This window comes from Nocardia yunnanensis (genome assembly GCF_003626895.1).
Classification (GTDB): Bacteria; Actinomycetota; Actinomycetes; order Mycobacteriales; family Mycobacteriaceae; genus Nocardia; species Nocardia yunnanensis.
This window is the reverse complement of record NZ_CP032568.1, coordinates 2,486,620-2,513,615: the sequence shown is the minus strand read 5'-3', so window position 1 is coordinate 2,513,615 and position 26,996 is coordinate 2,486,620. Positions and strand designations below refer to the sequence as shown.

General features: G+C 70.4%; 29 protein-coding genes. 8 read left to right on the top strand and 21 right to left on the bottom strand.

What is annotated here, in order from left to right:
- Positions 1–12: 12 nt before the first annotated feature.
- The 10 genes from D7D52_RS11520 to D7D52_RS11475 form a co-directional block, all read right to left on the bottom strand.
- Positions 13–321 carry a transposase gene (locus tag D7D52_RS11520; protein ID WP_120736306.1) on the bottom strand — a complete coding sequence of 103 codons (309 nt, stop codon included), beginning with the start codon at positions 319–321 and terminating at the stop codon, positions 13–15.
- Positions 318–3,068 (bottom strand): hypothetical protein, encoded by a 2,751-nt coding sequence (locus D7D52_RS39100; RefSeq protein WP_246023800.1) that lies wholly within the window; start codon positions 3,066–3,068, stop codon positions 318–320. Before D7D52_RS39100 ends, D7D52_RS11520 begins: the two co-directional genes overlap by 4 nt.
- 3 nt (positions 3,069–3,071) lie before the next feature.
- Complete coding sequence (locus D7D52_RS11510) at positions 3,072–4,562, bottom strand: SCO6880 family protein (protein WP_120736305.1); 1,491 nt, start codon at positions 4,560–4,562, stop codon at positions 3,072–3,074.
- Entirely contained in the window at positions 4,559–6,040 is a 1,482-nt protein-coding gene (locus tag D7D52_RS11505) for a hypothetical protein (RefSeq protein ID WP_120736304.1), read from the bottom strand. Before D7D52_RS11505 ends, D7D52_RS11510 begins: the two co-directional genes overlap by 4 nt.
- 52 nt (positions 6,041–6,092) lie before the next feature.
- Positions 6,093–6,926 carry a DUF8175 domain-containg protein gene (locus tag D7D52_RS11500; protein ID WP_120736303.1) on the bottom strand — a complete coding sequence of 278 codons (834 nt, stop codon included), beginning with the start codon at positions 6,924–6,926 and terminating at the stop codon, positions 6,093–6,095.
- 53 nt (positions 6,927–6,979) lie between these two features.
- Positions 6,980–7,255, bottom strand: a complete 276-nt coding sequence (locus D7D52_RS11495) for a hypothetical protein (protein WP_120736302.1) — start codon at positions 7,253–7,255, stop codon at positions 6,980–6,982.
- Positions 7,255–7,545: a hypothetical protein gene (locus D7D52_RS11490; RefSeq protein WP_120736301.1), complete on the bottom strand. Its 291-nt coding sequence runs from the start codon at positions 7,543–7,545 to the stop codon at positions 7,255–7,257. The genes D7D52_RS11495 and D7D52_RS11490 overlap by 1 nt, the downstream gene beginning before the upstream one ends.
- 157 nt (positions 7,546–7,702) lie before the next feature.
- The gene (locus tag D7D52_RS11485) at positions 7,703–8,371 is read right to left on the bottom strand and encodes a hypothetical protein (protein WP_425464623.1); all 669 of its coding nucleotides are present in this window, start codon (positions 8,369–8,371) and stop codon (positions 7,703–7,705) included.
- Positions 8,368–9,243, bottom strand: a complete 876-nt coding sequence (locus D7D52_RS11480) for a MinD/ParA family ATP-binding protein (protein ID WP_120736300.1) — start codon at positions 9,241–9,243, stop codon at positions 8,368–8,370. The genes D7D52_RS11485 and D7D52_RS11480 overlap by 4 nt, the downstream gene beginning before the upstream one ends.
- Before the next feature lie 17 nt (positions 9,244–9,260).
- Complete coding sequence (locus D7D52_RS11475) at positions 9,261–9,917, bottom strand: hypothetical protein (protein WP_120736299.1); 657 nt, start codon at positions 9,915–9,917, stop codon at positions 9,261–9,263.
- 291 nt (positions 9,918–10,208) lie between these two features.
- Here D7D52_RS11475 and D7D52_RS11470 point away from each other — a divergent pair, with 291 nt between their 5' ends.
- Positions 10,209–10,970, top strand: coding sequence for a 3-hydroxyacyl-CoA dehydrogenase (locus tag D7D52_RS11470; RefSeq protein ID WP_120736298.1), 762 nt, complete (start codon positions 10,209–10,211; stop codon positions 10,968–10,970).
- 9 nt (positions 10,971–10,979) lie between these two features.
- Here the strand turns inward: D7D52_RS11470 and D7D52_RS11465 are convergent, their stop codons facing one another.
- Positions 10,980–11,477, bottom strand: coding sequence for a hypothetical protein (locus tag D7D52_RS11465; protein WP_120736297.1), 498 nt, complete (start codon positions 11,475–11,477; stop codon positions 10,980–10,982).
- 21 nt (positions 11,478–11,498) lie between these two features.
- A complete protein-coding gene (locus D7D52_RS11460) occupies positions 11,499–12,275 on the bottom strand; it encodes an ArsR/SmtB family transcription factor (protein WP_120744015.1) in 777 nt (258 codons plus the stop codon).
- A gap of 135 nt (positions 12,276–12,410) precedes the next feature.
- On the opposite strand from D7D52_RS11460, the gene D7D52_RS11455 reads away from it, so the two are divergent.
- Positions 12,411–13,217, top strand: coding sequence for an SDR family oxidoreductase (locus D7D52_RS11455; RefSeq protein ID WP_120736296.1), 807 nt, complete (start codon positions 12,411–12,413; stop codon positions 13,215–13,217).
- 16 nt (positions 13,218–13,233) lie between these two features.
- Here D7D52_RS11455 and D7D52_RS11450 read toward each other — a convergent pair whose 3' ends face one another.
- Complete coding sequence (locus tag D7D52_RS11450; RefSeq protein WP_120736295.1) at positions 13,234–13,452, bottom strand: hypothetical protein; 219 nt, start codon at positions 13,450–13,452, stop codon at positions 13,234–13,236.
- A 163-nt stretch (positions 13,453–13,615) separates the two neighbouring features.
- On the opposite strand from D7D52_RS11450, the gene D7D52_RS11445 reads away from it, so the two are divergent.
- Positions 13,616–14,377 carry a dienelactone hydrolase family protein gene (locus D7D52_RS11445; RefSeq protein ID WP_120736294.1) on the top strand — a complete coding sequence of 254 codons (762 nt, stop codon included), beginning with the start codon at positions 13,616–13,618 and terminating at the stop codon, positions 14,375–14,377.
- Between the two features lies 1 nt (position 14,378).
- Here the strand turns inward: D7D52_RS11445 and D7D52_RS37710 are convergent, their stop codons facing one another.
- From D7D52_RS37710 to D7D52_RS11430, 4 genes are all read right to left on the bottom strand, one after another.
- On the bottom strand, positions 14,379–14,552 hold the full coding sequence (locus D7D52_RS37710; protein ID WP_162958280.1) for a hypothetical protein: 174 nt from the start codon (positions 14,550–14,552) through the stop codon (positions 14,379–14,381).
- Positions 14,553–14,631: 79 nt separating this feature from the next.
- Positions 14,632–16,614: a helix-turn-helix transcriptional regulator gene (locus tag D7D52_RS11440; RefSeq protein ID WP_162958279.1), complete on the bottom strand. Its 1,983-nt coding sequence runs from the start codon at positions 16,612–16,614 to the stop codon at positions 14,632–14,634.
- Between the two features lie 178 nt (positions 16,615–16,792).
- Positions 16,793–17,728 (bottom strand): beta-ketoacyl-[acyl-carrier-protein] synthase family protein, encoded by a 936-nt coding sequence (locus D7D52_RS11435; RefSeq protein ID WP_162958278.1) that lies wholly within the window; start codon positions 17,726–17,728, stop codon positions 16,793–16,795.
- A gap of 4 nt (positions 17,729–17,732) precedes the next feature.
- Positions 17,733–18,779, bottom strand: coding sequence for a 3-oxoacyl-ACP synthase III family protein (locus D7D52_RS11430; RefSeq protein WP_120736291.1), 1,047 nt, complete (start codon positions 18,777–18,779; stop codon positions 17,733–17,735).
- 307 nt (positions 18,780–19,086) lie between these two features.
- Here D7D52_RS11430 and D7D52_RS11425 point away from each other — a divergent pair, with 307 nt between their 5' ends.
- The 4 genes from D7D52_RS11425 (at position 19,087) to D7D52_RS11415 (ending at position 22,767) form a co-directional block, all read left to right on the top strand.
- Complete coding sequence (locus tag D7D52_RS11425; protein ID WP_120744014.1) at positions 19,087–20,757, top strand: fatty acid CoA ligase family protein; 1,671 nt, start codon at positions 19,087–19,089, stop codon at positions 20,755–20,757.
- Entirely contained in the window at positions 20,757–21,416 is a 660-nt protein-coding gene (locus D7D52_RS39095) for an NAD-dependent epimerase/dehydratase family protein (protein ID WP_246023798.1), read from the top strand. Before D7D52_RS11425 ends, D7D52_RS39095 begins: the two co-directional genes overlap by 1 nt.
- Positions 21,413–21,790 carry a Rossmann-fold NAD(P)-binding domain-containing protein gene (locus D7D52_RS39090; protein WP_246023797.1) on the top strand — a complete coding sequence of 126 codons (378 nt, stop codon included), beginning with the start codon at positions 21,413–21,415 and terminating at the stop codon, positions 21,788–21,790. The genes D7D52_RS39095 and D7D52_RS39090 overlap by 4 nt, the downstream gene beginning before the upstream one ends.
- 146 nt (positions 21,791–21,936) lie before the next feature.
- On the top strand, positions 21,937–22,767 hold the full coding sequence (locus D7D52_RS11415; protein WP_120736290.1) for an alpha/beta fold hydrolase: 831 nt from the start codon (positions 21,937–21,939) through the stop codon (positions 22,765–22,767).
- 2 nt (positions 22,768–22,769) lie between these two features.
- On the opposite strand, the gene D7D52_RS11410 is transcribed toward D7D52_RS11415, so the two are convergent.
- Positions 22,770–23,549: an alpha/beta fold hydrolase gene (locus D7D52_RS11410; RefSeq protein ID WP_120736289.1), complete on the bottom strand. Its 780-nt coding sequence runs from the start codon at positions 23,547–23,549 to the stop codon at positions 22,770–22,772.
- Positions 23,550–23,593: 44 nt separating this feature from the next.
- On the bottom strand, positions 23,594–24,541 hold the full coding sequence (locus D7D52_RS11405) for a helix-turn-helix transcriptional regulator (RefSeq protein WP_120736288.1): 948 nt from the start codon (positions 24,539–24,541) through the stop codon (positions 23,594–23,596).
- A 63-nt stretch (positions 24,542–24,604) separates the two neighbouring features.
- Here D7D52_RS11405 and D7D52_RS11400 point away from each other — a divergent pair, with 63 nt between their 5' ends.
- The gene (locus D7D52_RS11400; protein WP_120736287.1) at positions 24,605–25,753 is read left to right on the top strand and encodes an epoxide hydrolase family protein; all 1,149 of its coding nucleotides are present in this window, start codon (positions 24,605–24,607) and stop codon (positions 25,751–25,753) included.
- Between the two features lie 3 nt (positions 25,754–25,756).
- Here D7D52_RS11400 and D7D52_RS11395 read toward each other — a convergent pair whose 3' ends face one another.
- The gene (locus tag D7D52_RS11395; RefSeq protein ID WP_120736286.1) at positions 25,757–26,629 is read right to left on the bottom strand and encodes an LLM class flavin-dependent oxidoreductase; all 873 of its coding nucleotides are present in this window, start codon (positions 26,627–26,629) and stop codon (positions 25,757–25,759) included.
- 9 nt (positions 26,630–26,638) lie between these two features.
- Positions 26,639–26,947, bottom strand: a complete 309-nt coding sequence (gene ppnP, locus D7D52_RS11390) for a pyrimidine/purine nucleoside phosphorylase (protein WP_120736285.1) — start codon at positions 26,945–26,947, stop codon at positions 26,639–26,641.
- Positions 26,948–26,996 lie beyond the last annotated feature (49 nt).

Below are 26,996 nucleotides of genomic sequence, written 5' to 3'. Positions count from 1 at the left end.
GCTGGTGGCGGCTCATGTGCCGCGCTTGGCGTCGTGCAACGTCTCCACCAGCGTGCGGTTCATCTCGGCGGCGGCGGCCAGTTGCTGCTGCAGCAGAGCCACCTTGCGCCGCAAGGCGATCGCGTCCATGCGTTCGAGGCCGGGGCTTTCCGCCGCGCGCACCCAGTTGCGCACCGAATTGGTGTGCACACCGATCTGCTCGGCCACCACCCGGCAGGCTTCCGACTCGGACCGGAGCTTGCCGGTGAGTGCGACGACCTGCTCGACGGCGGCCTGGCGGACCTCCGGCGACACTCTTCGATACGACCGGTGCGGCATCATGCGGCGCTCCCCTCGTCCGAGCCGCGGCTCGCGGTGGTCTCGGTGAATTCGCTGAAACGCTGGTTGGTGTCGTGGATTCCGCTCTCCCGCTCGGAGAGCGTGAACTCCATGTGGAACGGGATGCCCGGCCGGCGGTCCTCGCCGATCTTGAGCAGGAACTTGCCGGTGCCGGGCGCGGGCGGCCGGGTCTGCCCCGGTTTGAGCGCCTCGCCGGTGAGCGCCTGCGGCGCAGACCAACTGGTCACCATCTCCTCCTCGGCGGAAGTGAACGGCACGGTCGAATCCAGGCGCGCGATCTCCTCGGCCGGCAGCGCCCCGAAGATCTTGGCGCGCGCGCGTTCCAGGAAGCCGAGCGCCTTGGCGATCGCCGCCTCGGAACCCAGCGACTGCAGGTCCTTGATGGTGTGGCTGATCATGATCAGCGAAGTGGCGATGCCGCGCTGCAGGCGGGTCAGCTCGTCGACGCGATCGACCATGAAATCGCCCAGGCCCAGCACCTGCCACAGCTCGTCCATCACGACCTGGAAGTAGCGCTGCGCGCCCAGCCCCGCGTCGGCCAGCACGTGCGCGGCCTCCACCGAGGCGAACCCGTCGGCCCAGCAGGCCAGCATGACGGCGGCCTTGAGCTTCTTGTCGCCCTGCGGGATATGCGAGACGTCGATGCAGACCGCGGTGGCGTTGGTGTCGATGGGAGTGGTGGTGTGGCCGTTGAAGACCGCCCCGAACGGGCCCTGGGTGAGCGCGCGCAGCGACCGGCGCAGGCCCTTGATGGCCTCGTGGTACTCCTCCGGATTGTCCGCGCCCGCATCCAGTTGCAGCTCCTCGCCGCCGGCGACCACCACCTCGAGCAGGTTCTCGATGATCGGCGGCTGATCGGGGGTGAACCCGCTGCCCTCGCGGTAGAGGATGCGCAGACCGGTGGAGATGAGCGTCTCCTCGAAGTCGCGCACCCGCGCCCCACGCACCAGCTCCACCAGACCGGCCACCAAAGTGACCTGGCGGGCCCGCATTTCCTGCATCACCTGGGTCTGCAACTCGGGCAGGTCGCCCAGCAGCGGCACGATCGAACCCAGCACGCCGGCGGCGAGCGGGTTCAATTTGCCGTAGCCGTAACCCAGATCGATGACCTGGCCGCCGACCACCTCCACCAGTTTGCGGTAGTCGGGTTTGACGTCGGCCAGGATCAGCGGCGTGATGCCCTGCGCGACACCGCCGAGCACGATGCGCCGCACCAGCGAGGACTTGCCGAAACCATTGAGCCCCAGCACGAACAGGCTGGGCGCGGTGATGAAGCTGCCGCGCATGAACCAGTTCATGGGATCGAAGCAGACCGGCGCCCCGGTGTGCAGATGCGAGCCCAGCGGGGTGCCGATGAGCGGTGCGCCCGCGCCGACCGACCACGGCCACAGCCCCGCGACCTGCGCGGTGGTGGCCCGGTACTCGACCGGGCGCCCGACCACGTTCATCCGCCCGCCGCCCGCGCCGATATAGCCGCGGTCGGTGAGTTGCGCGGTGGTGCGGTCGAATTCGTCGACGCTGCCGTATTCCATGCGTTCGGCGCGCGCGGCGAAATTTCGCCGGCGCAGATCGTCGGTGTGCAGCCGGAAGGTCGCCCAGGCGGCCTTGATGCCGCTGCCCTCGCGCGCGGTGACCTCGAGCTTGGCGCGCATGGTGTCGTCGAGCAGTTTGGGGCCGGTCTGCTTCTTCTTGGCCGCGGCGGCCTTGCGGGCGGCGGCCCGCTTGGCGGCGGCGGCCTCGCGCTCGGCCGGATCGGTCGGGCGCTCCCGCTTGCCTTTACGTCCGCGCGCGGGCTCGGCGGCCGCGCGGTCGGGCCGGGGGCGCGCGGGCCGGTTGCGCACCGGCCGGTCGGTCCCTTCGGTTTCCGGCCGCGGCGGGCGAGGGCGGCCCGGAGTTCCGGTCCGGCCACCCAGGTGCACCCGGTCCGGATCGGTGGGGCGACCACGCCCCTCGGCCGCTGGGATCTCGGAGCCCTTGCCGCGCCGCGCTTCTCGCTCCCCCTCCGGGCGGCGTTCCCGGCCGGGAGCACCGGGCGGGCGGGGCCGCTCCCGGCGGCGTTCGCCCGGCTCACCGGGCGGAGTCTCACGAATCCGCTTGCGCTGCACGCGGTCCGCTTCGGCGCGATCGGGACCGCGGACGGCCGGTTCGCGGCCGATCGCCGCGTCCAGACGCTCGGGCAGCGCGGGCATTTCGGGCAGCTCGGGGATTTCGGGCAGCTCTGTGGCGAGCGGCGGCGCGGGGGCCTTCGCGACATCCTCGGGTTCGAGGGCGGGTAGCGCCGGGCGTTTGCGGCGCGTCGGCGTGCTGAGCGCCTCCGTGGCGCCCGGGTCGGGTTCCCGCTCGGTCAATCCGGCGGGCGCCACGGGCGGGGCTGCCACGACCGGATCGGCTTGGCGCGCTTCGTAACCCGGATCGCCGAGCACCGGCGGCTCGGCCCCGGCACCGGCGGCCACCACGGCGACCTCCGGCGCCGGGGTGTCGAACACCGGCTCCGGTTCGGCGAACTCGGCCGAATAGTCGATCGGGGTGTCGCGCCGCAGCATCCGGCGGTCCGGCAGGGTGCCGCGGCGCGGGCGGTGCTCGTCGCGCGCCACCCGCGACGGGGGTGGCGGCGGCAGCGGTTCCGCTTCCGTGCGGCGGCGCTCGGCCGATTCGGCCTCGCGCCGGGAGCCGCGCCGGGTGGGCGCGGCATCGCGTTCGCGGACCGGAGGTTCGAAGTCACGTGACATGGGTTACCCCGCAAGCGCTTTCGGAATGGTGGCGTGTTCGGGGAGGATCACCCCGCAGCCGAGGGAGGCCGCGAAGGCGGCCGCTTGATAGCGGTAACAGCGACGAATCTTCAAGCGGGCCTGCGTCGACAGGTCCCGGGTGATGGCCTCGATGCGCGGCAGGTCGCCGCGCAGCGGTTCGGTGATGGTGACCAGCGCGCCGAATCGGGTCACCCCGTGCCCGCGCGCCTGCTCCTCGCGCGCCTGCTGGGTAGCCCCGACGCGCAGGGTCGCCGCCGCGGAGACGACGCCGCGCTCGGATTGCTGTGCGACCAAGGCGTTCTTGAAGTCGTCGTCCACGATCTGGGCGGCGTCACCGGCGGAGTGCGGCCGGTAGACGATGGTGATGCGCTTGCGCGGCACCTCCGGATTCGGGGCCAGCAGCCGTTGCAGGACCCGCTCGTCGACCGCGCCCTCGGGGGCGGTGTCCATCTCCCAGGTGACCGAGCGGCCGCCGTCGTGGATGAAATGGTCCCAGCGCTCCTCGTGCGAGACCGGGCCCGCGTCGGCCCAATCCAGGCCGTGCCCACCGGGTTCGCTGGCCGCCACCTCGAGATCGGCCTGTGCGGCCGGATCGTAGCTGCGGCGGATGAAGGAGATGATCTCCTCGGCGGCCATCGGCTGGGCGCGGACCCCGGCCTCCGCCAGCGCCGCGCAGATGCCGGGCAGGCGGCGGCCGATCTCGACCGCCTCCTCGGCCGGGTTCTTGCGGCGCTCGGCGGTGGTGGCCTTGAAGGTGATGGCCACTCGCGGTAGCAGTTGCACCCGCTCCTGCGGCAGTTCGGTGGCCAGCTCGTACATGACCTGCTGTGCCAGATCCGGGGCCTCGGGGCGGGTGATGGTGGAAACCTCGGCGAGCAAACGGTTTCCGGTCTCGGGCACGGTGTCGATGACCGGCACCACCGCCACGATGTCGGAGGTCTGGCCCAGCGACGCCAGGAAGGTGCCCCACGCGCCCACCCAGCGGTCGATGACCGGCTGGTCGACGGCCTCGTGGCCCTGCGGCCAGGCCCGCAGCACCACTGTGTACTGGGCGAATTGGGGCAGGTGGATCATGCCGAAGCTGTAGCCGCCGGCGTCGATGCCCTCGTAGAGCCGCGACGGGGCCATCAGCCCGGGCAACCGGGTGACGCCGCCGGGAATCCGGGAGAAGCGTCCGCCGCGGTACACGTGCTCGCCCTTGGAACGGCCACGCAGCCAATGGAACATCATCAATCCGTTCTCGTAGCCGGAGCGGCCACCCGACCGCCACACCAGGGGAACCATCACGACCGTGCCGATGCCCGCCACCACGGCGGCGGGCATCGGGCCCGCCACCAGCGCCGTGAGCAGCGCGGTGATCACGACGGCGAAACCCACCACGGTCTCGCCCCAGCGCAAGCCGAAAAGGCCGGCGCTGCGGGGCTTGTTCCACAGTCCGTACGAGCGGCGCTCGTAGGTGTCGGTCACGGTCATCGCGGGATGGTGCTCCTGCCGAGGTCGGGTGCACGGTTGACCCAGCGGTCACCGGCCACGTCGCCCGCGGTGTTCTCGGCCTTGCCGAGCGACACGGTCGCGGCGCGGGCCTGGGCGACGCGGTTGGCCACGCGGGACGCGCCTGACGGTACTGCGCCCCCGCCGCCCTGGGCCGCAGGCGCGGCGGCCGTGCCGCCCGAGCCGCCGCCGCCACCGCCGGGACGCGGCTGGGGCATCGGGCGCGGCGCACCGCCGGGTCCGCCCGGTCCCGGCCCGCCGGGCCGCCCCGGCCGTCCGGCCCGGCCCGCCGCGTAGCCGGGCGCGCCGTTGACCGCGCGCGGCGCCACCGCACGCGAACCGACCGCGCCGAGCGCCGCGATGCCGACCAGGGTGCCGGTTGTCGCCGCCAAACCCGAACCGCCACTGCCGACGATGGCCACCTCGCCCGCGGTCGCCAGGCGCATCAGCGCCGGCAGGACGAAGGCGACCGTGCCCAGCAGCACGATGGACACCAGCATGCGCTGGGCCTCGTCGGCGTCGGGCAGCGACGCCCCGCCGGTCCGGTCGTCGGTGGCGCCGGCGGTGGTGAAGGCGATCATGTAGACGATCGCGGCCACCGGCTTGTAGAGCATGAAGGCGATGATCCAGCGAATCAGCTTGCTGTAGGACGACATTCCGAGGCTGGTGCCCGAACCCGCCGCCGCCAGCGGCAGCACGCCGGCCGCCACCACCAGCATGCCCTGGCGCACGATGGCCAGCACGATCTGCGCGAGCGCGCCGAGCAGCCCGACGATGGCGATCACCAGCACCAGGCCCGGCGAGAACGCTTGCAGCTTCGAGGTTTTCACCATCAGCTCGGCCAGATCCTTGGCATTGCCGTTGGTGGAGTCGTTGATGACCCATTCGGAGAACTTGTCGGAGGCCTGGGTGGCGGCCACGATCACCGCGCCCAGCATCCAGGAGCTGAACACCACCCGGGCGAACATCCAGAACGAGTCGGTGGCCTGTTCGACGGCGGCTCCCCGTCTGGCTCGCGCCAATTTGAGACCGGTCAGGATGACCGAGGCCATCAGCAGGATGATCTGCGCCTGATAGGTGTAGTCGTTGATCTTGGTGAAAAGCGTTCCGGCATCGCTGACCCGGTCGTTGGGGATCTTCATCCAGAACGTGAGGGCCAGGATCAGCGCCTCGCCGAGACCGTTCATCAGCGAGTCGACCACCTTGCCGAAGGTGGAATCCCACGCCTTGTCGCGCACCGTCGCCGCGGCGTCGCCGGGGTGGGTGGCGACATTGCTGGCCTTGCAGGCCGCCGACGCCGCGTCACCCAGCGACAGGCCGGGCACGCCGAGACCGTCGAGAGAGTCGTGTAATTCGTTGCAGGCCTGGTCGTACCCGTAGGTCTGCCCGTAGGCGACCGTCGGTGTCGCGATCATGACGGTGAATACGACCGCGAGGATCGTGAGTAGCCGCCTCAGCATGTGGTCCACCTTTCGATGGGTCGCGATGCCTTGTTTGTCAACAATGCAGTTGTCACCAACGGGTCCATCCCGCCAGCGAATCCACGTTCTCGGTCTGCGAGGTCTTCGACGTCGAGGGCTTGAGCCGCCAGTCCCCGGAATCCCAGACCATGATCAAACGCACTGCCGCCCACCACTGGTGGTTGTCCACCACCGGCCCGCGCACGGCCAGCCGCACGATGGCCATGTCGTCGGCGTAGTTCTCGATCTGGAAGCCGTCGGAGGCGACCAGATAGCGAGTCACCTTCTCCGGCTGCTGTTTCGGCAGCCGCTGATCGGCCAGCGCCTGGTCGTAGGCGGTCAGCTGATCGGCGGGCACCCGCACCTCCCGCACGTACAACTCCCGGTCGGCCGGGCGGGCGTTGAGCCGGTAGGTGATCTGCGCGGCCGCCAGCGCCGCGCCCTGCGGGGTGTGCGCGTAGCCCACGGCCACACCGTCTTCCAGGCGCGCCGGACCGTCGGAGGTGGAGAAGGGTACCGACGCGCCGTACACGCGCTGCCAGCCGTGCGGTTCGGTGGTGCCGCGGGGCGCGGCGGTCAGCCAGTCCGCGTCGGTGGCCTTGCGCTGCTTGGCCGGATCCTGCGGCAGCGGCTGCCCGGCCGCGTTGTTGGGAATGTCGACGCGGCGGCCGAACAGATCCACCTCGGGCGAGGCGAAACCGGTCACGCCGGGCTCCGAAGTCGTCACCGGGACAGTGCCGTCCGCGGTGTTCGCGCTGGGTTTCGACGACGACCCGTGGCCGAAATAGACCACCAGGCCGGCGATGACGATCACGGCCACCAGCGCGGCCGAGGCGATGACGCCGAACGAGACGCCATCGCGCTCGGACGGCTCCTTCTCGCTCATGACTTCGCCTCCGAAGTAGTTGTGCCGATGGACAATTCAGCTGCCCCGTACCCTCAGGTCGGCAGCAGGGCGAGCGCGATGCCGCTGGCCGAGGTCGCCATGATCGCGCCCAGCAGGCTCATCACCACCCCGTGCGTGGCCTCGTTGGCGGCCCAGTCGCCGCCGCGGAACGCGTACCAGGCCCGCCCGGCGGCCAGGATCATCCAGGCCAGGCAGAACAGCAGGACACACCACAGCAGCCAGTCGACGAGCTGCATCAGCGGCCGGATCACATCCGGCGGCATCTGCTTGTAGGCCAGCACGCTCTCGAGCGTCACCGCGGCGGACATCAGGTGATCACAGCGTTCATGATCGTGCCCGCGCTCGTGGCGATGATCCCTCCGATCATGGCCCCGGCCACCATCTTCGGCGACTCCAAACCGCCTCCCGTCCATTTCTCCCAGGCGAACCGGCCACCGGCGTAGGTGATGCCCAGGATTCCCGACAACAGCACGAACCAGGTGAAGTACCGAACCAGCTTCAGCAACTTGTCCGACGCGGGCGGCGCCTCGGGGGTCGGATTCCCGACCTGGCCGAGGAACTGGCCGTACGCGTCGTGTACGGCGAGGAGCATGCTCATTGTCTGTCCTTCTCCAAAAGCGAACTGCTAGTAACAATCTCGCCGATGGCCCCAACGGCCGTCCAGTCGGCGCCGCGAACTCCCTCGGCTAATCGCCACCGCATCCCGGATACCCGGGAAACCTTTCCTGCGCAACGGATTCCATTATCGATCATGATCACTCCTCCGCATCCGGCGCGGCCGGGCGGGGGGCGTCGAGCGCGTCCTGGACGGCGGCCACGATGCCGGCGCCGAGTTCGCGTACATCCGCCGTGATCTCCTCCAGCGGATCGGGTTTGCGCTTGCGCTGCGGCGGGATCGGGTCGCCCGGCGACCAGGTGGGCAGCTGGTCGGCCTCGACCAGGGTCCACTCCTCGTGCCACGGCAGCTGCCAGACCTGACCGGCCAGCGAGCCGACCACATCGCGATAGCGGCGGATCTCGGCCGGGATGCGGCCCGGGCGCGCGGCCACGGTGATCAGGCCCAGCACCTCGCTCGAGCCCGCGAGCCCGGCGTGATGCTGACGCAGCAGATCGTGGGCGCGGGTGAGCCCGGCGATGGTCTCGCGCGCCACCAGCACCACGAACGGGGACTCCCGCTCGAATCCACCCGGCCAGCGGCGATACGAATCCGCCGCCGGCGCAAGGACATGCGCCAGGGTGGTCGCGCCCGCGCCGCCGTGCACACCGAGCAGCCACACCAGTGGCGCTCGGCCGCCGCCGGGTACGGGTCGATCCCAGATCGGTGCGCGGCGAGATTCCGGCGGCGGCACCACACCGGCCGCCATCGCGGCCCCGGCGGTGCTGCTCTGGTCGGCGGGTCGACGTTCCTTCATGGCTGCGGTCATGATGCCACTCCAGCAAGCAGGCGGCGATACGCACGGCGTGTCTCGGCGGCCAGGTTGCTGTGCCGCACCAACTCTCCGCGTGCGAGGTGCGGGTCATAGGGTATCTCGACGATTTCGCGAACCCAACCGTCCAAATGTTCCCGCAAATGCTCAGCGATCCGAGAATCGCTGCCCGGCAACTGATGTGACACGACGATCGTGGTGTCGCCGACGATCCCGTCGCCCTGCCCCTCGCCGTGCGCGCCGAACTGGTCGTCGAGCCACTCCAGGGTCACCCGCAGCCGGTTGGCCGCGTCCACGCGCGCCGGAATCGCCAGCACCAGCGCGATATCCGCGTCCTCGAGCAGGGGGCGCAGGTGGCGGCTGGCGATAGGATTGCCGCCGTCGTACACCGGGGTGAACCCGGTCTCGCCCAGCGCGCGAGCGACGGTGAGATAGGTGGCGCGGCGGCGCAGCGGCGCGGGATCGCGCCACAGCAGCCCGATTCCGGAGGTGGCGCGCGAGAGGCATTCCTTGAGCGGGGCGGCCTCGTCGTCGCCGCGGCCGTAGAGCCAGGCCTGCAGGCTGATCGGGCTCAGATGCTCGTCGGCGCCGCGCAACGCTAGGTCGCTGCCCGCGAAAGTGCCGTCCACGGCGACGGTTTGGGCGCCGGCGGCGCCCATCTCCCCCGCGATGCCCAGTGTCGTGGTGGTGGTGCCGGCGCCGCCGCAACCACCCACCACCAGGATCGGGCGCGGTGCCGGCGCGGTGTCCTCACCGTCGCCGCGGCGCTTGCGCAAGCGCACCACCGGAGCCTTGGAACGCGCGGCACGGCCCGGCGATTCACCCGTTTCGGGCACCTCGTCGAGCCAGCGGCTCCAGTCCTGATCCATTGTCTCCGCTCTCCTCGTTATCCGGCCGAAACGCCCGCGGCGGGTCCATGGTCGCCGATGCTCGCGGGGGCCGTCATTTCGTTGTACGCCGCCGTGACGGCGATCGGGCCGGAACCGGGCCCCGCATCGGGTGTGCCGAGGGATTGCGCAGTGCCGCCGTGGGAATTCAGCACATAAAGAGCAACTCCGCCGGCGATGGCTAGCAAAACAATGGCAACAATTAAGAAGGCCAACGCGAAAAACCGTCGGCCCGTATTCCGTTCGGGCGCCGCCGCCTCGTCGGAGACGGCGTCCAGCAATTGGGAGGCGCGATCCGCGGGCTCGGGCTCGGCTTGGGCGGCCTCCGTAGGGAATTCGACGACCGTGCTGCCGCGATAGCGCACCGGCGGTGCGTAGGAATCGTTCTCGTCGGCTCCGGTCATCCAGTCCGACCAGGCGCCGTCGAAGTGATTGCGCCGCAGCACCGAATCCGGCACCGGCGGGATGTCGTCCTCGGGCTCGACGTCCTGGATGTAGTGCGGGAAGCGCGCCGGGCCCGCGTCCTCCTCGAAAGCCGGTTCGCTGTCGGGCTGTTCGGGGGCGGCGGACTGGGCATCGGGATCGAGGGCGGGGTACCAGCGCGACACTTTTTTGTACGACTTCAACATTCCCGCTGCGGGCACGTCGCTCTGCATCGTCTGACCCTCTCGGCGTCGGTCGTGGCGGACGGTGTGTTGTCGTCGGTGTTCGGCGGTACCGATCCGTCGCGATAGCACAGAGTGGGTCTCGGAACGGTCCCGATCGGAAATTCTCTCGCATGAACAGGAATCCAACGACTCGACGCGCCGCGCGCCACTCCGGTAAATCCGCGCGCGCGTGCGAGTAGCAGGGTTCGCGCCATCGCGTGAACGCCACGCCGACGGGGCGGTCTTCCCTCCCAATGGAGCAGAATCTACATTAACAAGACCAAGAATTTTGGAGGTTTTGTGAAGACAGCAGACATCGTCGCGGTGGTCACCGGCGGCGCTTCCGGACTCGGCCTGGCCACCGTGCGCGAACTGCACGCCGCCGGCGCGAAGGTCGCCATCCTCGATCTTCCCTCGTCCGACGGCAAGGCCATCGCCGAGGAACTCGGTGAGCGCGTGGTGTTCTCGCCCGGCGACGTGACCAGCGAGGCGGACGTGACCGCCGCGCTGGATGCCGCCCAGGGACTCGGCACGCTGCGAATCGCGGTGAACTGCGCGGGAATCGGCAATGCCGTCAAGACGGTCGGCAAGCACGGCGCGTTCCCCCTGGACGCCTTCACCAAGATCATCAACGTTAACCTGATCGGCACGTTCAACGTGTTGCGCCTGGCCGCCGAGCGCATCGCGGCGACCGAGGAGGCCGACGGCGAGCGCGGCGTCATCGTCAACACCGCCTCGGTCGCGGCCTTCGACGGTCAGATCGGTCAAGCCGCCTACTCCGCCTCCAAGGGCGGCATCGTCGGCCTGACCCTGCCGGTCGCCCGCGATCTCGCGTCCTACAAGATTCGCGTGATGACCATCGCGCCCGGCCTGTTCCACACGCCGCTGTTCGCCACCCTGCCCCAGCAGGCCATCGACGCCCTCGGCGCCCAGGTCCCCCACCCCTCCCGCCTGGGCGATCCCACCGAATACGCGACCCTGGTCCGCCACATCGTGGAGAACCCGATGCTCAACGGCGAGGTCATCCGCCTCGACGGCGCGATCCGCATGGCCCCGCGGTAGGCGAGCGGCTCACACCCCGGCCGCACTCGGCAGCAGCGCCAGCAGCTGCCGGGTGTGACCCGGTATCTCGGCATCGATCAGGCCGGTGAACAACGAGCGCAAGGGCATCGGCTGATCCAGCAGCAGCGCGCCCGCGGAGATCAGACGGGTGGGAACCAGAGTGTCGAGCTCGGCCGCGGTCAGCGCCGATCCACCGAAACCGCACAGGATCTCGGCCTGACGGCGTAGTCGCTCCCGAAGACCCGGCCGGCCGCCGGCGAGATCGACCAAGCGGTCGATGGTCCAGATGTCTTGAGCGATCCGGTTGTCGTAGACGGTGTGCTCGCCCGCGGCCACGGCCGCCGCGGCGGCGACGGTCGCCGAGGAGACCAGGCAGACGTGCGCCAGGATCTGGTCGGCGTTCCATTCCCCCGAGGCGGGCCGCCCGAGTTCCGGCGAATCCGCCACTGTGGCAGCGGCTTCCAGCAGCGCGTCGTAGACCTGACGCAGGGCGGCGGCGTCGAACATCGCGATTCCTCGGTGATCGGATCAGGCGTGGACGGTGCGTTCCATGTCCCAGGGGGCCTGGGGTAGGACTTCCCCGGTTTCCAGCAGCGACTTGAGGTTGGCCAGCACGGCGGGCCAGCCGCTCGAAATCCCTTGCAGCATTTCCTCGTTGGGTAGGTTCTCGTGGGTCACGGTGAGCCGGACGATGTCCCGGTGGGACTCGACGAGGAAGGTCACGACCGACGGTGAGCGGTCCTCCTGGGGCGAATCCTCGAAGGTGATGACCAGTTTGGTGGGCGGGTCGGCGGCGAGGACCTTGCCGACCACGTCGACCGCGCCGGAGCCGTCGACGCGGCGGTGCTCCCAGGGCGAACCCTCCTGCCAGTCCGACACATTCGCGTGACCCCAGTAGCGGGCGGTCAGATCGGCGTCGGTGAGCGCCTTCCACACCTGTTCGGCGGTGGCGTGAATGTAGGTGACGTAGACGTAGTCGGGCACGGTGGTGCTCATGGCGTACTCCTCTGCCTGGTTCTTGATGGCGCGCAGGACGTCCAGCCGGGGGCGGTCGAAGACGGAGATCCAGCGCTGCTCGATGTCGTGGATCGGGGTGGGGTTGATGTAGTGCACCCGCTCGCGCCCGCGCCGCAGCACGGTGACGAGCCCGGCGCGCTCGAGAATGTCGAGGTGCTGGGTGACCGACTGCCGCGCCATCTCGACGCGTTCGCACAACTCCCGCAAGGTCTGGCCGTTGTGCTCGCGCAGCCGGTCCAGCAACAGCCGGCGGGTGCTGTCGGCCAAAGCCTTGAATACCGCGTCCATCTCGGGTTCCGGTTGCACGTCCACAATTATGCAGGCATTTACCTGCCTAAGTCAACGGGCGCCGAGGGCCGTGCGATGATCGGACCGACCGCAGCGCTTCCTTCCCCGGCCCGCCGTCCGATCCGAAAGGCTCCGATGACCCAGTCCGCCAACGCTTCCCGCCCGGCCGTCCTCGTCACCGGCGCGGCCGCCGGCATCGGCCGCGCGATCGCCGCCCGTTTCGCCCGGCAAGGCTGGACGGTCGGCCTCTACGACATCGACGCCGCCGCGGTGCGCACCACCGCCGCCGAGATCGGCGGCCACACGATCACGGGCGCTTTCGATGTCACCGACCCCACCGGCTGGGACACGGCGTTGCGGGAATTCACCGACGCCACAGGCCGTCTCGACCTGCTGGTCAACAACGCGGGCATCCTCTACTCCGGCGCCTTCGGCGACATCCCGCTACCCCGCCACCACCGCCTGATCGACGTCAATATCAAGGGCGTCCTCAACGGCTGCCACGCCGCCCTCCCCCACCTGCTGCGCACCCCCGGCAGCCAGGTCGTCAACCTCGCCTCGGCCTCGGCCCTCTACGGCCAGCCCGGCCTGGCCACCTACGGGGCCACCAAGGCCGCCGTCCGCAGCCTCACCGAGGCCCTCGACCTGGAGTGGCGCCACCACGGCATCCGCGTCACCGACCTGCTCCCCCTGTTCGTGGCCACCGACATGATGACCGAGGTCAGCAAGGGCTCCAAGTCCGCCGCCACCCTGGGCGTCCACCTGACCCCCGACGACATCGCACAAGCCGTCTGGCACACCGCAAACCAACGCCGCGCCTGGTCCGGCCCCCACGTCCTGGTCGGCCTGCAAACCAAACTCACCGCCCTGGCCAACCGCCTCGCCCCACCCGCCCTCACCCGCGCGGTAGTCGGCTGGATCAGCAAACCCGATCAGCTCTGAAGCGCAGCAGCGGCTTTCAGTTGGATTTGACCGCGGTGGTGGTTTTGGTGGTCGTGGTGGGGGTGGCCGAGGCGCTGGGGACGTCGATGACGTCGGGGATCTGACCGCCGCCGAACGCCGGGACCGCGGTGGCGGGGGTGGGTGGGGCGAGGGGGGCGGGTTTGTGGTCGCTGCAGCCTGCTATCGCGGCCACCAGCACTGTGAAGCTCGCGAGGGTGATCAGGTGCTTGGGCACGGATCGGCCTTTCGGTGTCGAATGAGGAGCGGCTTCATCGATTTTGGCGTACTTCTGGCTACATCACCCAACCGAAGATCAACTACGGCACGGTCGGTCGGCAACGGTGGCACGATCGGTGGATCGGGTAGGTTCGGACAGGGTCACGTCGGGAGGATTCGGGATGGTTGCGCTGCGCGGTGAGTCGGTGGAGATTCGGACGCCCGAGGGGGTGGCCGACGCGTATCTGACCCACCCGGACGACGGGCGGGCGCACCCGGGGGTGCTGGTGGTCCAGGACGGCTTCGGCTTGCGGCCGAGCCTGCGCGGGCTGGCGGATCGTATTGCCGCCCAAGGGTTCACGGTGCTGGTTCCGAACGCCTTCTACCGGCACGGCCCGGCTCCCGTGGTCGAGATGCCCGAATACATCGATCCGGCGGAGCGCCCGGAGATCTTCGGGCAGGTGTTTCCGCTGATTCGCGAGCTGACGCCCGAGGCGTGGCGGCGGGACGCGGGCGCGTACCTCGAATGGCTCGCGGCCGCACCGCAAGTGACATCGGGACCGGTCGGTGTGACCGGTTACTGCATGGGCGCGCGACTGGCCGTCCAGACCGCCGGCATGTTCCCCGACCGGGTCGGGGCGGTCGCCGGATTCCACGGCGGCCCACTGGTCACCGACGATCCGGACAGTCCGCACGTGCTGGCCGGAAACATCACGGGCGAACTGTATTTCGCGCACGCCGGCGAGGACCAGCACATGACCGCCGAGCACATCGAACAGTTCGACAAGGCCCTCGCGGCGGCCGGCATCCGCTACCGCACCGAGGTCTACCCCGGCGCCCAGCACGGCTACACCCAAACCGACACCTCCGCCTACGACGCCGAATCCAACGACCGCCACCACCGCGAACTGCGGGCCCTCTTCGACCGCAACCTCCGCCGCTGACTCACAGCGCGGCCAGGTCGCCGACGAGGAAGATGAGCAACCCGGCGGTCAACGTCACCGCGCCCGCGAGCCCCAGCGGCGCGGTGCGCGCCTTCTCGGCGAATTCGTCGCGGACGCCGGTGAGCCAGTTGACCCGCCGAGGATGAGAACTTTGTCGGTTGCTGTCATGTCGCACCCCTTCCGACCATCTTCACGGTAGGAGTGCCCGGGCGTCGCTACACCGGCTTCGGGCGAATCGATGCGCGAGCTTCATCTCATCCGGTGCGGGCGCTGGTCTCGGCGGCGAGGGCGAAACGCAATTCCGAGCGGCGGGCGACCGCGAGTTTGCGGTAGACCCGGGTCAGGTGTTGTTCGACGGTGCTGGTGGTGATGGCGAGCGCCTCGGCGATATCGCGGTTGCGCGCACCCGCCGCCGCCAGCTCCGCCACCCGACGCTCCGCGGGACTCAAGGACTCGAATCCGCCCGCGCTCATCTCGCGCACCGCGACGGCCGCCGGTTCCACCCGCAGCCGCGTCAGCAACGGTTCCGACCCGCAGGCTTCGGCCAGCCGCGCCGCCTCCCGCAGCGGCGGTCTGGCCCGGTCGACTTCTCCGAGCGCCCGGTACGCATCCCCGAGATCGGCCAGCACCGTGGCCAATTCGAGGTCGTCGCCACCGGTCCGGGCCAGCGCGGCCGCCCGCCGCAGCAGGGTGACGCGCCGGAGCGGATCGCCGGTGGCGGCCAGCAACCGCAGCGACACCGCTCCGGTGTGATGCTGTTCGGCCCCGCCGATCGCGTCCAGGTGCCGGGTGGCGAGATCGCGGGCTTGGCGGGGTTGGCCGGCGCGCAGTCCCGCCGCGGCCAGATCGTTGCGCCACGGCGCCAGCCACGCGAAGTCCATGCCCCATTCGTCCATCAGCCGCCCGCAACGCCGGAAGTAGCGCAGCGCCTGTTCGGGCCGCCCGGTGGCCAAGCAGTGTTCGCCCTGCGCGCGCAGATAGCCGAGCGCGAAACGGGATTCGAACACCGCACGCGGCATCGGCCGCTCGAGTTGCGCGGCGGCCTCGACATGCCGGCCCTGCGCGGTCAGCGCCCGCACCAGCACCGCGACCGGTCGCCCGATCCATATGCCGAGCTGTTCGGCGGGCAGCAGGTTGAGCGCGATCAGCGCGTGCCCGGCGGCGTCGACCAGATTGCCCCTGCGCAGCAGCGTTTCCGCGCGCGCCGACGCGAACAGCGCCTGCCAGGTCGGGGCGCGCCGCGCGGTCGCCTCGGCCAGCAGCGCCGTGCACCAGGCGTCCGCGGCGTCGAGCCGGTCGGTGTGCAGCAGGCAGTCCACGGCCGCCACCAGCACCTCGACGGTGTCCGGGGTCAGCCGGTGCTGGGCCAGAATCCGTTGCGCCGCAGCGGCGGTGACGTCGGGAGCGCAACCGGCGAACAGACCTCGTAGCAGCGTCGCACCGTGTCGATGCGGCGAATCGCGCTGCGGCACCGTGGATTCCGGCACCGGCAAGCCGTGCCGCTGCGCCTGCACCGGGTGGGTGTAGCGCAGCCACGCCCCGAGGAACTCGACCCGATCCGCCGCGTGCGCGTCGATCCCGCGCCGCATCCGCACCAGCGCATGATCGGCGTGCAGCACGTATCCGTGCCACAGCATCCGCAGCACCGTCACCGGCAGCTCCGCGGCCGGCACCCGCCCGGTCCGCAACGCCGCCTTGAGCCGACCGAAATTGCGGGTCCGGCTCGACGGATTGATCCGCCATTCCACCCCCACCAGCCGGGTCGCGATGGCCGCGCGTTCCTCCGCACGCCGGCTGGCCCGATACGCGAGCTCCAAATACACTGCCGCGCTGTCGAGTTCGTCCGCCTCATAGGCTTTGTCGGCGACTTCCAGCAGCGCCTGCGCCGCCCACGAGCCGCGCGCCTCCCCCGCCGCGACGAGGTGACCGGCCACCGTCTCGGCCGGAAACCCGGCACGGCAGAGCAATTCGGCCGCCCCCGCGTGCAAGGCCCGGCGTTGATCGGCGGGCAGCTCCCGCAGCACGCGCGCGGCCATCTCCGGATGCGCCCGGCACTCGCCGACGATCAGCCCGGCCGCCGCCAATTCCGTGACGACGGAATGGATTTCCTCGATGCCGATGTCCAGCAGCGCCGCCACCCGGGCGTGGGTGGCGGCCGCCCCCAGCACCGCCGTCGCGCCGGCGACACGCAGTCGCCGCGCCTCGGCGGTACCGTGTTGCCGCTCGCCGGCCCCCACCGGCGGATGTTCTCGGTCCCGAGCGACCGACCGCGCCATGACGTCCCTTTCACCGATCGCAGGCACCCGACTGACAGGCGTGGCACGGCGGAGCTTCGGTGTGCTGGAGCGGCATCATTGCAGCGAGGGCGCGGAGCGCGCCCAGGTTCAGCCGGGCACAACGGTTCGAAATCAACTGTCAAACAGTGTATTTCACATTCGCCCGGTCCGCCGTCCCAGCGGCGACCGGCGCCTGCGGGCGATAGACCAGGCAGGCGGCCGAATTCTCGTCGGCCCCCAGGAACACCACCGCGCGGGCCTCGTCGAGCATGCCCTGGGTGGCCGCCTCGAGGTAGGCGTGCACCGGCGCCGCCGAGTACGGGTCGCCCACGAAGGGATCGATACCGGCCACCGCCGCCGACGGCACCCCGATCCGGTACGCCACCCGCTCCCGGAAGCCGGGCACCGGGGCGGGCGCCAGCAATACCGCAGCGCCGGTGGCGAATTCGCCGGGGCCGATGCCCTCGCCGTCGAGGCAGTCCCGCAGCGCCCGCGCGGCCAGTTCGAGCGGATCGCCGACCTCGGTGCGCACGGTCAGCGCGTCGCGCCCCGCGGTCCCGGCGGCCTCGAGATCCGCCCATGCCGTCGGCCCCTGCACGGGTGTCTCACCGGTGTAGATCCGCCCGAAGCCGCCCGCGTCGGCGGACGTGTGCAGCAGCAGCGCCGCGCCGCTGGCCGTGTACGGGAAATCGGCGCGCCCGCGTTCGGTCGAGGGATGGGTGTCCCCCGCGGCGATCAGCGCGTACTCGACCTCGCCCGATGCGGTGAAACAGTGCGCGGCCATCAGCGCGTGCACCACCCCGGTGGCCCCGTTGAGCAGGTCGAACGAGAATGCCGGCAACCGCCCGGTCGCGTACTCCAGGCCCACGTCCAGGCGCTTCTGCACCAGCGCCGCGACCGCCGGTTCGGCGATATTGCTGTCGCGGAACACGCCCGCGTTGATCACCAGCCCGACCCGTTCGGGGCCGACCTCGGCCGCGGCCAGCGCCTGCCGTCCGGCGCGGGCGGCCAGCTCGAAATAGCTTCCGGTGTCCTCGTCGGTGCACACGGCCGCCGAAACGATTGCTGTAGACATCTTTTCAAGCCTCCAGCCGGGTGATGGTCGCGGCGAGATGCCCGGACACCACGCCGGACGCCTCGGGAATCAGCAGCACCTTGGAGCCGCGCGGAATCTTGCGCTGCGCCAGGTGTTCCCGCAGCACCAGGAAGTGCGAGGTGGACGCGGTATTGCCGTATTCGGAGTACACATTGAGCGCCTGCGGCATCGGGGTGTCGAAGTGCCGCTCGGTGAGCGAGCTGATGTAGTCGATGGCCGGTCCGCTGAACTGATGGTGGATCCAGTAGTCGTACTTCTCGCTCTCCCACGCCCGCCCGGTCTCCAGCAGGAAGTCGGCCATGCGTGAAATCCCTTGCAGGAAGCGCGATTCGCTGGCCAGCGCGCGATTGTCGGTGTACATCGCGATGCCGGTGGTCTTGTCGCTGGGCTGCCCGATGCAGTGCTCGGCGCCGGCGGCGGTGGTCATCAGCTCGATGTAGTGGATCTCGTCGTCCTCGTCGCCCCGGTCGTCGACGACCACCGCCACCGCCGCGTCGCCCACGGTGAGCGCCGCGAACTGCGGGTCGTAGGGCTTGCTGATCTCGCGGGTGGCGGTCTCGGCGATGGGTGTGATCTGCTCGCCGCTGACCACCAGCCCGCGCCGCACCACCCCGGATTTGATCATCCGGTCCAGCACCAGCACGCCGGTGATCATGCCCGCGCAGGCGTTGGACAGATCGAAGTGCAGCGCGCCGGTCGCCCCGACGGCCGCGCCCAGCTGGGCCGCGAAAGACGGTGCGTAGCAGAACTGCCCGGGCCCGGTGAAGCGGGTGATGGACACGGAGATGATCACATCCAGGTCCGCGGCCGCGTATCCGGAGCGTGCCAGGCAATCGTCGATGGCTTTTCGCGCCAGTGCGAACGAGGATTCGTAATTCTCCGGATCGGAATCGTAGACGCGTCGATTCTGGATTCCGGTAATGCGTTCCAGGTCCAATGCCCTGGGCACGGAAAGACTGTCGATGACGTCGGCGGTGGAACGAATCGTGCGCGGCGTGTACGCACCGATCGATTCGAATCGTGTACGCATGTAGGCCCCCTACTCTTGGATATCCCGTAGCCCCGATGCCGAGTGAAAAGCTACCGTACCGAGCAGTAGCCGGAAGCCGTCACGACAGACCTGAATCCCGCTGCACCCAGCCGTATTTCGCTTCCGCTAGGGGTATCGGTAGGGGTTTCCGGAGAACTCGTGTCGGTACCCGGCGACACACTAAATCCGTTGTATATCAATCACTTCCGCGCCGCCACCGCTGGCGGTCGCACACCGCCGCGTGTAGCCTCACCGATACATTCCTCGCATTCCTCGACAATTCACTGGGGGAAGTGTGTCGCATTCCTTGCCCATCATTTATTGGCGCGCTCTCGATCGTTTTCGCGATATCGTCGCCACCCATCCCGAGCGCGCGGCGGTCATTCACCCCGACGGCAAGAACCGCGCCGGCCTGCCCGACTACCGGCAGCTGACCTATGCCGAACTCGACGCCTGGTCGGACACCGTCGCCGAGAAGTTCCTCGCGGCCGGCGTCACCCGCGGCGTGCGCACCATCGTGCTGGTGCGCCCGGGCCCGGAGTTCTACGCGATCCTGTACGGGCTGTTCAAGATCGGCGCGGTGCCGGTGGTCATCGACCCGGGCATGGGCGTGTTCAAGATGCTGCGCTGCCTGCAGGCCGCCGACGCGGAAGCCTTCGTCGGCGTCGTGGAGGCGCAGGCGCTGCGCATCGTGTTCCGCGCCTACTTTCGCAAGGTGCGCGTCGCGGTCACCGTCGGCCGCTCCTGGTGGCAGGGCCCGACGCTGGAAAGCTGGGGCCGCACACCGGCTTCCGCGCTGCCCGAGCGCGCGCCCGGACCCGATGACGAGCCGCTGCTCATCGCCTACACCACCGGCAGCACCGGGCCGGCGAAGGCGGTGGTGCTCACCCACGGCAACCTCAGCGCCATGGTCGAACAGGTCGACGACGCCCGCGAGCACGTGCCGCCGGGCACGTCGCTGATCACCGCGCCGGTGGCCGGCATTCTGGAACTGCTGCTCGGATCCCGCTGCGTGCTACCGCCGTTGATCCCCTCCCAGGTCGGCGCGACCGATCCCGCGCACGTGGTCGACGCGATCCAGCGTTTCGAGGTGCGCACCATGTTCGCCTCCCCGGCCGTCCTGATCCCCCTGCTGCGCCACCTCGAGCAGACCGGTGCGACCCTGCCCACCTTGCAGAGCATCTACTCCGGCGGCGCGCCCGTGCGCGACTGGTGCATCGCCGGGCTGCGCCGCGTGCTGCCCGCGGACGCGAAGGTCTACTCCGGCTACGGCGCCACCGAGGCCCTGCCCATGGCGACCATCGAATCCCGGGACCTGCTGGGCGATCTCGTGACGGCCGCGCATCACGGCCAGGGCGTGTGCGTCGGCAAGCCCGCCCTGCACGTCCAGGCCCGCATCGTCGCCATCACCGACGACCCGCTGCCGGACTGGACGGCGGTGCGGGCGCGGGCCGCCGAACTGGCCGGCTCGCGCGGCATCGGCGAACTGGTGGTGTCCGGCCCGAATGTCAGCACCCGCTACCTGTGGCCGCAGTCGGCCAACCGGGTCGGCAAGATCGCCGACGGCGACGTGATCTGGCATCGCACCGGCGATCTCGCCTGGATCGACGACGCCGGCCGAATCCGCTTCTGCGGCCGCAAGAGCCAGCGCCTCGACACCTCCGCCGGACCCATGTTCACCGTGCAGGTCGAACAGGTCTTCAACACGCTCGACGGCGTCGCCCGCACGGCTCTGGTCGGCCTCGGCGAACGCGGCGCCCAGCGCCCGGTGCTGTGCGTGGAGCTCGAACCCGGCGCCGACCGGGCCGTCGTCGAACGCGAATTGCGCGGCCGGCGCGACGAATACGACATCACCAAGCCGGTGACCGAGTTCCTGTTCCACCCGCGGTTCCCGGTCGACATCCGCCACAATGCCAAGATCGGCCGCGAGAAGCTCACCGACTGGGCGAGCAAGCAACTGACCGGCAAGGGGGCCTGATGCGCGCCCTCGTCACCGGCGCGTCCGGTTTTCTCGGCGGCGCCCTGACTCGCCGCCTGGTCCGCGACGGCGGCTACGACGTGTCGATCCTGGTGCGCCGCAGCAGCGATCTGCGCGATCTCGCCCCGGTCCTCGACCGCGTCGACCGCGTCTACGGCGACCTGAGCGCTCCGGATTCCCTCGATCGCGCGGCCGAGGGCGTGGACGTCGTCTTCCACAGTGCCGCCCGCGTCGACGAGCGCGGCACCCGCGCCCGCTTCTGGACCGAGAACACCGCCGCCACCGCGCGGCTGCTGGCCGCCGCCCGCTCCCGGGGCGCCCGGCGATTCGTGTTCGTCTCGAGTCCGAGCGCCCTGATGGATCGTGACGGCGGCGACCAGATCGATATCGACGAGTCCGTCCCGTATCCGGACCGCTACCTCAACCACTACTGCGAGACCAAGGCCGCCGCCGAACGCCTGGTGCTGCGGGCGAATACACCGGAGTTCACCACCTGCTCGCTGCGGCCCCGCGCCATCTGGGGCGCGGGTGACCGGTCCGGGCCGCTGATCCGGCTACTCCAGTGGCCGCCGCGGGCACCCTGCCGGACCTGTCCCGCGGTCGCGAGGTCTACGCCTCGCTCTGCCACGTCGACAATATCGTCGAAGCCGCCCTCTTGACCGCGGCCAGCGAAAACGTCGGCGGCAAGCCATATTTCGTCGCCGACGCGGAAAAGACGAACGTGTGGCGGTTCCTCGGCGAGGTCGCCGCGGATCTGGGCTATCCGCGCCCCACTCGCACCCTCGATCCCCGCCTGGTCGCCGCTGTCGTCGCGGTCGTCGAAAACCTCCGGCGCGTCCCGTATCTCGCCGAGCACTGGACCCCGCCCCTGTCGCGCTACTCGGTGGCGGTGATGACCCGCACCGGCACCTACGACACCTCGGCCGCCACCCGCGATTTCGATTACCACCCCGTCATGGACCGCGACACCGGCATGACCGCCTTGAAATCCTGGCTCCGCACCGGGGAGGTGAGCGCGCGAACCGCGCGCTGACCAGCGGCGGGGCGCTCTCGGAAAACCTTGTGTTACGCGCGGTACCGGCTAGCATGGGCACTACCGCGCGAGGGTGAGTCGGTGCTGACACGGCCCTCGGGGCCGCGACGCAGTGCAGCACCGCTACTCGACGAGGAGAGCGCCCCATGCCTGAGTTCGACTATCACGGGGTATCCGTCGCCTACGACCGGGCCGGGTCGGGCGATCCGATCGTGTTCCTGCACAATATCGGCGGCGACCGCCACATCTGGGTGAACCAGGCCCGCGCGCTGGCGACGACCACCAGCGTCTACACGCTGGACCTGTTCGGTTACGGCGACTCCGATTCTCCCGCCACCGGATACACCGTGGACAACTACGTGCGCATGGTCGCGGAGTTCATCGACGCCCACCAGCTGACCGGGGTGACCATGGTGGGCAACTGTTTCGGCAGCGCCCTCTCGCTGCTGTACGCGCAGCGCCACCCGCAGAAGGTGCGCGCCCTGGTGCTGTGCAGCCCGTTGACCGCCGCCACCCTGCGTCCCACACCGACCGGTTGGACCGCGCGGGCGGCGGCGACCCTTCCGCTGCACGCCGTCGCGGGCGCGATTCGGCTGCCTGCGGCCGCCGCCGAACTCGTTGTCCGCGAACAACTCGGCCCGCGCGGGCGCGGGATGAGCGCGTCCACCTTCGCGGCCCTGCGCCGCCGCTGGAGCGAACCGCGCCGGCTGCTCCCGCCCGCCGCCATCGCCCGCGACCTGCCCACGCTGGCCGTCCTCGACGAATTCCGCCCCACCCCGGGGTTTCCGCCCATAACCACCATCTGGGGTGCCAAGAACCACATCCTGTCCGCCGCCGCCGGGGCGCGCCTCAACGCGACCCTGCGCCCGGCGCGATCGCTCGAACTGCCCACCTGCGGGCACCTGGTCATGCTCGAGGAGCCCGAAACCGTCACCGCCGCAATCCGTTCCGCCACTCGCACGGCGCTGGCGGGCTGACCTCACACCGGCTGGGCCAGAAACGCCGCGATGGCGGCCTTCAGCCGGGGATCGTAGAGCGCGGTCGTATGCCCGCGCCCCGGCATCAGCAGCAGCCGGGCGCCGGCGATCCCGGATGCGGTGGCGCGCACCAGCTCCGGCGCCACGATCCGATCCCGCATGCCCCCGGCCACCAGCGTCGGCGCGGTGATCTCACCGAGCCGCTCGCGCACGTCCCAGTCCTGCACGGCCGCCGCCGTCGCGGCCTCCCCCGGTTGCCGGGGCCGGCCCCGGACCAGCCTGAAGCCGCCGGCCAGCAGCAGCCGGACCGGTCCGCGCGCGAGCGGCGCCCCGCCGTTGCGGGCGGCCGACGGTTCCGGCGGCTCCGACTCGACCATCCGGGTCAGCTCCCGCCGCCCGTCGTCGCCGAGCCGGGCGGCGGTGATGCACAGCACCAGCCGCCGCACCACCTGCGGATGATCCAGTGCCAGTTGCAATGCCACGGTCCCGCCCGCCGAGACGCCCATGATGTCCACCGGCGCACCGAATTTCGCGGTCAAGGCGGTGGCATGCCATGCGGCCAGGTCCGGGATCGTCATGCCGGCCGGCGGGTTCATCGGCCGATTGATCTGGTGCACTTGCCGTTTCAGCCCCGCCGCCAGCGCCTGGGTGGCCCAGGCGACCCCGCGCGGCACCCGCACCGACAGATCGGCGCCCTCCCCCAGCCCGGGCAGCACGACCAGGTCCGGCCCTCGCCCGGCACTCACCATCGACAGCCCGTCGTTGAGCAGTTCACCCCGCACGTCCGACCTCCCAAGTGATCTCGGTGCCGCCCACGATAATCCGCTCAGCCCGCCGCGTGCTGGAACATGGCGGCCAGCTCCCGCAGCCGCACCCGGAGCTCCGGCGGCTCGAGGACCTGGAAGTCGAACCCGAAGAAGGCCATGTAGGAGGCGAGGGAATCCAGCGAGTTCGCGCCGGTGTGCAGGAGGCAGCTCTGATCGTCGACCGCCTCGAGCACCCCGACCGTGGGCGCGATCACCTCCGCCGCCCGCTCCGCCGATGCCCGCAGCCGCAGGCGGGCGCGATACCGGTAGGGCGCGCTGGTCACCCCGTGCGAGACGAAGTCCGCGGCGTCCGGCGCGTCGGCGCGGGGCGTGAAACGCGGCCCGGTCGGGGTGCGCGGAGTCAGCCGATCGACCCGGTAGGTGCGCCAATCCTCGCGCGCCACATCCCATCCGGTCAGATACCAGCGCCGCCCGGTGTGCACGAGCCGATGCGGTTCGGTGACGCGGCGCGAGGTCTCCCCCTCGTGGGTGCGGTAGTCGAACCGCAGCCGGTGGTGATCGCGAATCGCCGCCGCGATGGCCGTCAACGTGTCGGGATCCACCCGCGGCCCGCCCGCCGGCACCGCCACCGTCGCCTCCTGCAACGCGGTCATCCGATGCCGCAGCCGCGAGGGCAGCACCTGCTCGAGTTTCGCCAGCGCCCGCAGCGAACTCTCCTCGATGCCCGCGATGGTGCCGCCGGCCGCGGTGCGCAACCCCATGGCCACCGCGATCGCCTCCTCGTCGTCGAGCAGCAGTGGCGGCAGGTGCGCGCCCGCGCCCAGCCGGTAACCGGCCGCGCCCGCGCTGGCGTGCACGGGATAGCCCAGCGCGCGCAGCTTTTCGATATCCCGGCGCACGGTGCGCACATCGACCCCGAGCTGGGCGGCGAGTTCGGCGCCACTCCAGTCCCGCGGAGTCTGCAACAGCGACAGCAGGCGCAGCAGCCGCGCGGAGGTCTCCAACATGACGGCGATTCTGCCGCACACCTAGGGCGGAAACTGTCCTAACCGGCTCCTAGCGTCGTCCTCATGAGCGACGACATCACGCCCTTCCGCATCGATATCCCCCAGCAGCAGCTCGACGACCTGCGTTCGCGCCTCGACCATGCCCGCCTGCCCGCCCCGCTGCCCGGCGACGACTGGGACACCGGCGTGCCCGTGCACTGGCTGCGCGCGCTGTTCGAGCACTGGCGCACCGGCTACGACTGGCGCGCGGCCGAGGCCGAACTCAACCGCTACCCGCAGTTCCACACCGAGATCGAGGGTCAGCGCATTCACTTCCTGCACATCCGCTCGGCCGAACCCGATGCCGTGCCACTGCTGATGACGCACGGCTGGCCGGGCTCGATCGCCGACTTCTTCGACGTCATCGGCCCGCTGACCGATCCCCGCGCGCACGGCGGCGACCCCGCCGACGCCTTCCACCTGGTCATCCCGTCGCTGCCCGGCTTCGGTTTCTCGGGGCCGGTCAGCGACACCGGGTGGAGCCGGGAACGCATCGGCCGCGTCTGGGCCGAACTGATGGACCGGCTCGGCTACCGGCGCTACGGCGTGCAGGGCGGCGATATCGGCGGGGCGGTGAGCCCCGAGGTGGCCCGCCACGCCCCGGATCGGGTGCTCGGCGTGCACGTCAACGGCGGCCCGAACCTGCCGCCGCCCGCGGCCCTCGAGGACACGGCCGAACTCACCGAACTCGAACAGGATCGCCTCCGGCGCATGCGGGCGTTCCTGCGAGAAGAGTTCGGCTACATCGCGATTCAGTCCACCCGCCCGCAGGCGCTGGCCTACGGGCTGACGGATTCGCCGGTGGGACAGCTGGCCTGGATCATGGACAAGTTCCGCGAGTGGACCCATCCGCGCGGCGTGGACCCGGACAAGATCATCGACCGGGATCGGCTGCTGACCACCGCGATGCTGTACTGGCTCACCGGGACCGCGGGCTCGGCGGCCTATGTCGGCTACGCCCAGCCCGGCGAATGGGGTGCGCCCCGCCCGAATTCGGGTGTGCCGACCGGCGTCATCGCCTTCGCGCACGACGTGTGCATCCGGCGCTATTGCGAGGACTCCAACACCATCGTGCGCTGGGTGGACGTGGACCGCGGCGGGCACTTCGCGGCCCTCGAGGAACCCGTGCTGCTGGTCACCGACATCCGGGAGTTCTTCCGCGAATTGCGTTGAGCCTCACCGCACCAGCGGCCGGACCTGCTCGGCGGCGAAGCGTACGAAGCCGACCGGGTCCGGCTCGTCGGCGGTGGGCTGCAGGATCACGCTGGTCGCGCCGGCCTCCGCCCAGCGGGTCACCGCGGCCGCCACGGTGTGCGCGTCGCCGGCGACACCCAGCTCGGCCGCGACGTCCGGCTCCTTGTCCGCGAGTTCGGCGGCCACCCGGTCGGCGGCATCCGGCCCGGTGGCGGCGAGCAGGTACACGACGATCGGATAGGGCTGGGCGGCAACGCTTTCCGGGCGCGCCGACCGCACGATCTCGGCGGCGGCGCGAATCCCGTGCGCGGGTGTCGAACTGGTGAGAATCATCCCGTCGGCCGACTCCCCCACCAGGCGCAGGGTTTTCGGCCCCGTCGCGGCCGCCAGGATCGGCGGCGCGGCGGGCGGCGGCCAGTCCAGCGCGACGTCGTCGAGCTGAACATAGCGGCCCTTCACCGTGATTCGCTGTCCGGCCAGCAGTCCGCGCAGGGCGTCGAGATATTCGCGCAGCAGGGTCACCGGCGAGGCGACCCGAGCCCCGACCTGTCCCATCCACTCCTGCACCCCGTGCCCGACACCCCAGATCCCCCGGCCGGGGAACATTCGTTCCAGCGCCGCGAGTTCCATCGCCGTGATGGCCACGTTCCGCAACGGCACCGGCAGCACCCCGACGCCGACGCGCACCCGCTCACTCCAGGCCAGGGCCGCGGCCGCGGTGGAGATTCCGCCCTCGAGAAAGCAGTCCTCCCACAGCCACAGCTGCTCGAGTCCCGATTCGTCGGCCGCTCGCACCACGTCCCGCAGCCGCTCCGGTGGATTCTGCGGCCGGAACACCGCACCCAGCTCAGTCATGCCTCATGCTTAGCCGAAATGGCACACGTAGTGGACGGGTTCGATGACCTCGATCACGAAGCTGGAGTCGCCCGGCACCGAGAAGCTCTCGCCGCCCTTGTACGCGACGGCCTCGGACTCGCCGGCCAGGGTGACGTTGCACGAGCCCTCGAGCAGCTCCATGATCTCGGGCTTGCCGGTGGTGAAGGTGAGGGTGGCGGGGAGGATGACACCGACGGATTTGCTGGTGCCATCGGCCAGCTCGATGGTGTGGCTGACGCACTTGCCGTCGAAGTAGACATTGGCGCGCTTGGTGACGGTGACATTCTCGAACTTCATGCGGGGATCGTACCGTGCACCCGATAGCAAACTATCGGCAATCTCGACC

Excerpts from the sequence above, each read along its gene's own strand:
- D7D52_RS11520 (WP_120736306.1), bottom strand. The coding sequence starts at position 321 with ATGATGCCGCACCGGTCGTATCGAAGAGTGTCGCCGGAGGTCCGCCAG.
- D7D52_RS39100 (WP_246023800.1), bottom strand. The coding sequence starts at position 3,068 with ATGTCACGTGACTTCGAACCTCCGGTCCGCGAACGCGATGCCGCGCCC.
- D7D52_RS11510 (WP_120736305.1), bottom strand. The coding sequence starts at position 4,562 with ATGACCGTGACCGACACCTACGAGCGCCGCTCGTACGGACTGTGGAAC.
- D7D52_RS11505 (WP_120736304.1), bottom strand. The coding sequence starts at position 6,040 with ATGCTGAGGCGGCTACTCACGATCCTCGCGGTCGTATTCACCGTCATG.
- D7D52_RS11500 (WP_120736303.1), bottom strand. The coding sequence starts at position 6,926 with ATGAGCGAGAAGGAGCCGTCCGAGCGCGATGGCGTCTCGTTCGGCGTC.
- D7D52_RS11495 (WP_120736302.1), bottom strand. The coding sequence starts at position 7,255 with ATGTCCGCCGCGGTGACGCTCGAGAGCGTGCTGGCCTACAAGCAGATG.
- D7D52_RS11490 (WP_120736301.1), bottom strand. The coding sequence starts at position 7,545 with ATGAGCATGCTCCTCGCCGTACACGACGCGTACGGCCAGTTCCTCGGC.
- D7D52_RS11485 (WP_425464623.1), bottom strand. The coding sequence starts at position 8,371 with ATGACCGCAGCCATGAAGGAACGTCGACCCGCCGACCAGAGCAGCACC.
- D7D52_RS11480 (WP_120736300.1), bottom strand. The coding sequence starts at position 9,243 with ATGGATCAGGACTGGAGCCGCTGGCTCGACGAGGTGCCCGAAACGGGT.
- D7D52_RS11475 (WP_120736299.1), bottom strand. The coding sequence starts at position 9,917 with ATGCAGAGCGACGTGCCCGCAGCGGGAATGTTGAAGTCGTACAAAAAA.
- D7D52_RS11465 (WP_120736297.1), bottom strand. The coding sequence starts at position 11,477 with ATGTTCGACGCCGCCGCCCTGCGTCAGGTCTACGACGCGCTGCTGGAA.
- D7D52_RS11460 (WP_120744015.1), bottom strand. The coding sequence starts at position 12,275 with ATGGACGCGGTATTCAAGGCTTTGGCCGACAGCACCCGCCGGCTGTTG.
- D7D52_RS11455 (WP_120736296.1), top strand. The coding sequence starts at position 12,411 with ATGACCCAGTCCGCCAACGCTTCCCGCCCGGCCGTCCTCGTCACCGGC.
- D7D52_RS11445 (WP_120736294.1), top strand. The coding sequence starts at position 13,616 with ATGGTTGCGCTGCGCGGTGAGTCGGTGGAGATTCGGACGCCCGAGGGG.
- D7D52_RS11435 (WP_162958278.1), bottom strand. The coding sequence starts at position 17,728 with ATGTCTACAGCAATCGTTTCGGCGGCCGTGTGCACCGACGAGGACACC.
- D7D52_RS11430 (WP_120736291.1), bottom strand. The coding sequence starts at position 18,779 with ATGCGTACACGATTCGAATCGATCGGTGCGTACACGCCGCGCACGATT.
- D7D52_RS39095 (WP_246023798.1), top strand. The coding sequence starts at position 20,757 with ATGCGCGCCCTCGTCACCGGCGCGTCCGGTTTTCTCGGCGGCGCCCTG.
- D7D52_RS11415 (WP_120736290.1), top strand. The coding sequence starts at position 21,937 with ATGCCTGAGTTCGACTATCACGGGGTATCCGTCGCCTACGACCGGGCC.
- D7D52_RS11405 (WP_120736288.1), bottom strand. The coding sequence starts at position 24,541 with ATGTTGGAGACCTCCGCGCGGCTGCTGCGCCTGCTGTCGCTGTTGCAG.
- D7D52_RS11400 (WP_120736287.1), top strand. The coding sequence starts at position 24,605 with ATGAGCGACGACATCACGCCCTTCCGCATCGATATCCCCCAGCAGCAG.
- D7D52_RS11395 (WP_120736286.1), bottom strand. The coding sequence starts at position 26,629 with ATGACTGAGCTGGGTGCGGTGTTCCGGCCGCAGAATCCACCGGAGCGG.
- ppnP (WP_120736285.1), bottom strand. The coding sequence starts at position 26,947 with ATGAAGTTCGAGAATGTCACCGTCACCAAGCGCGCCAATGTCTACTTC.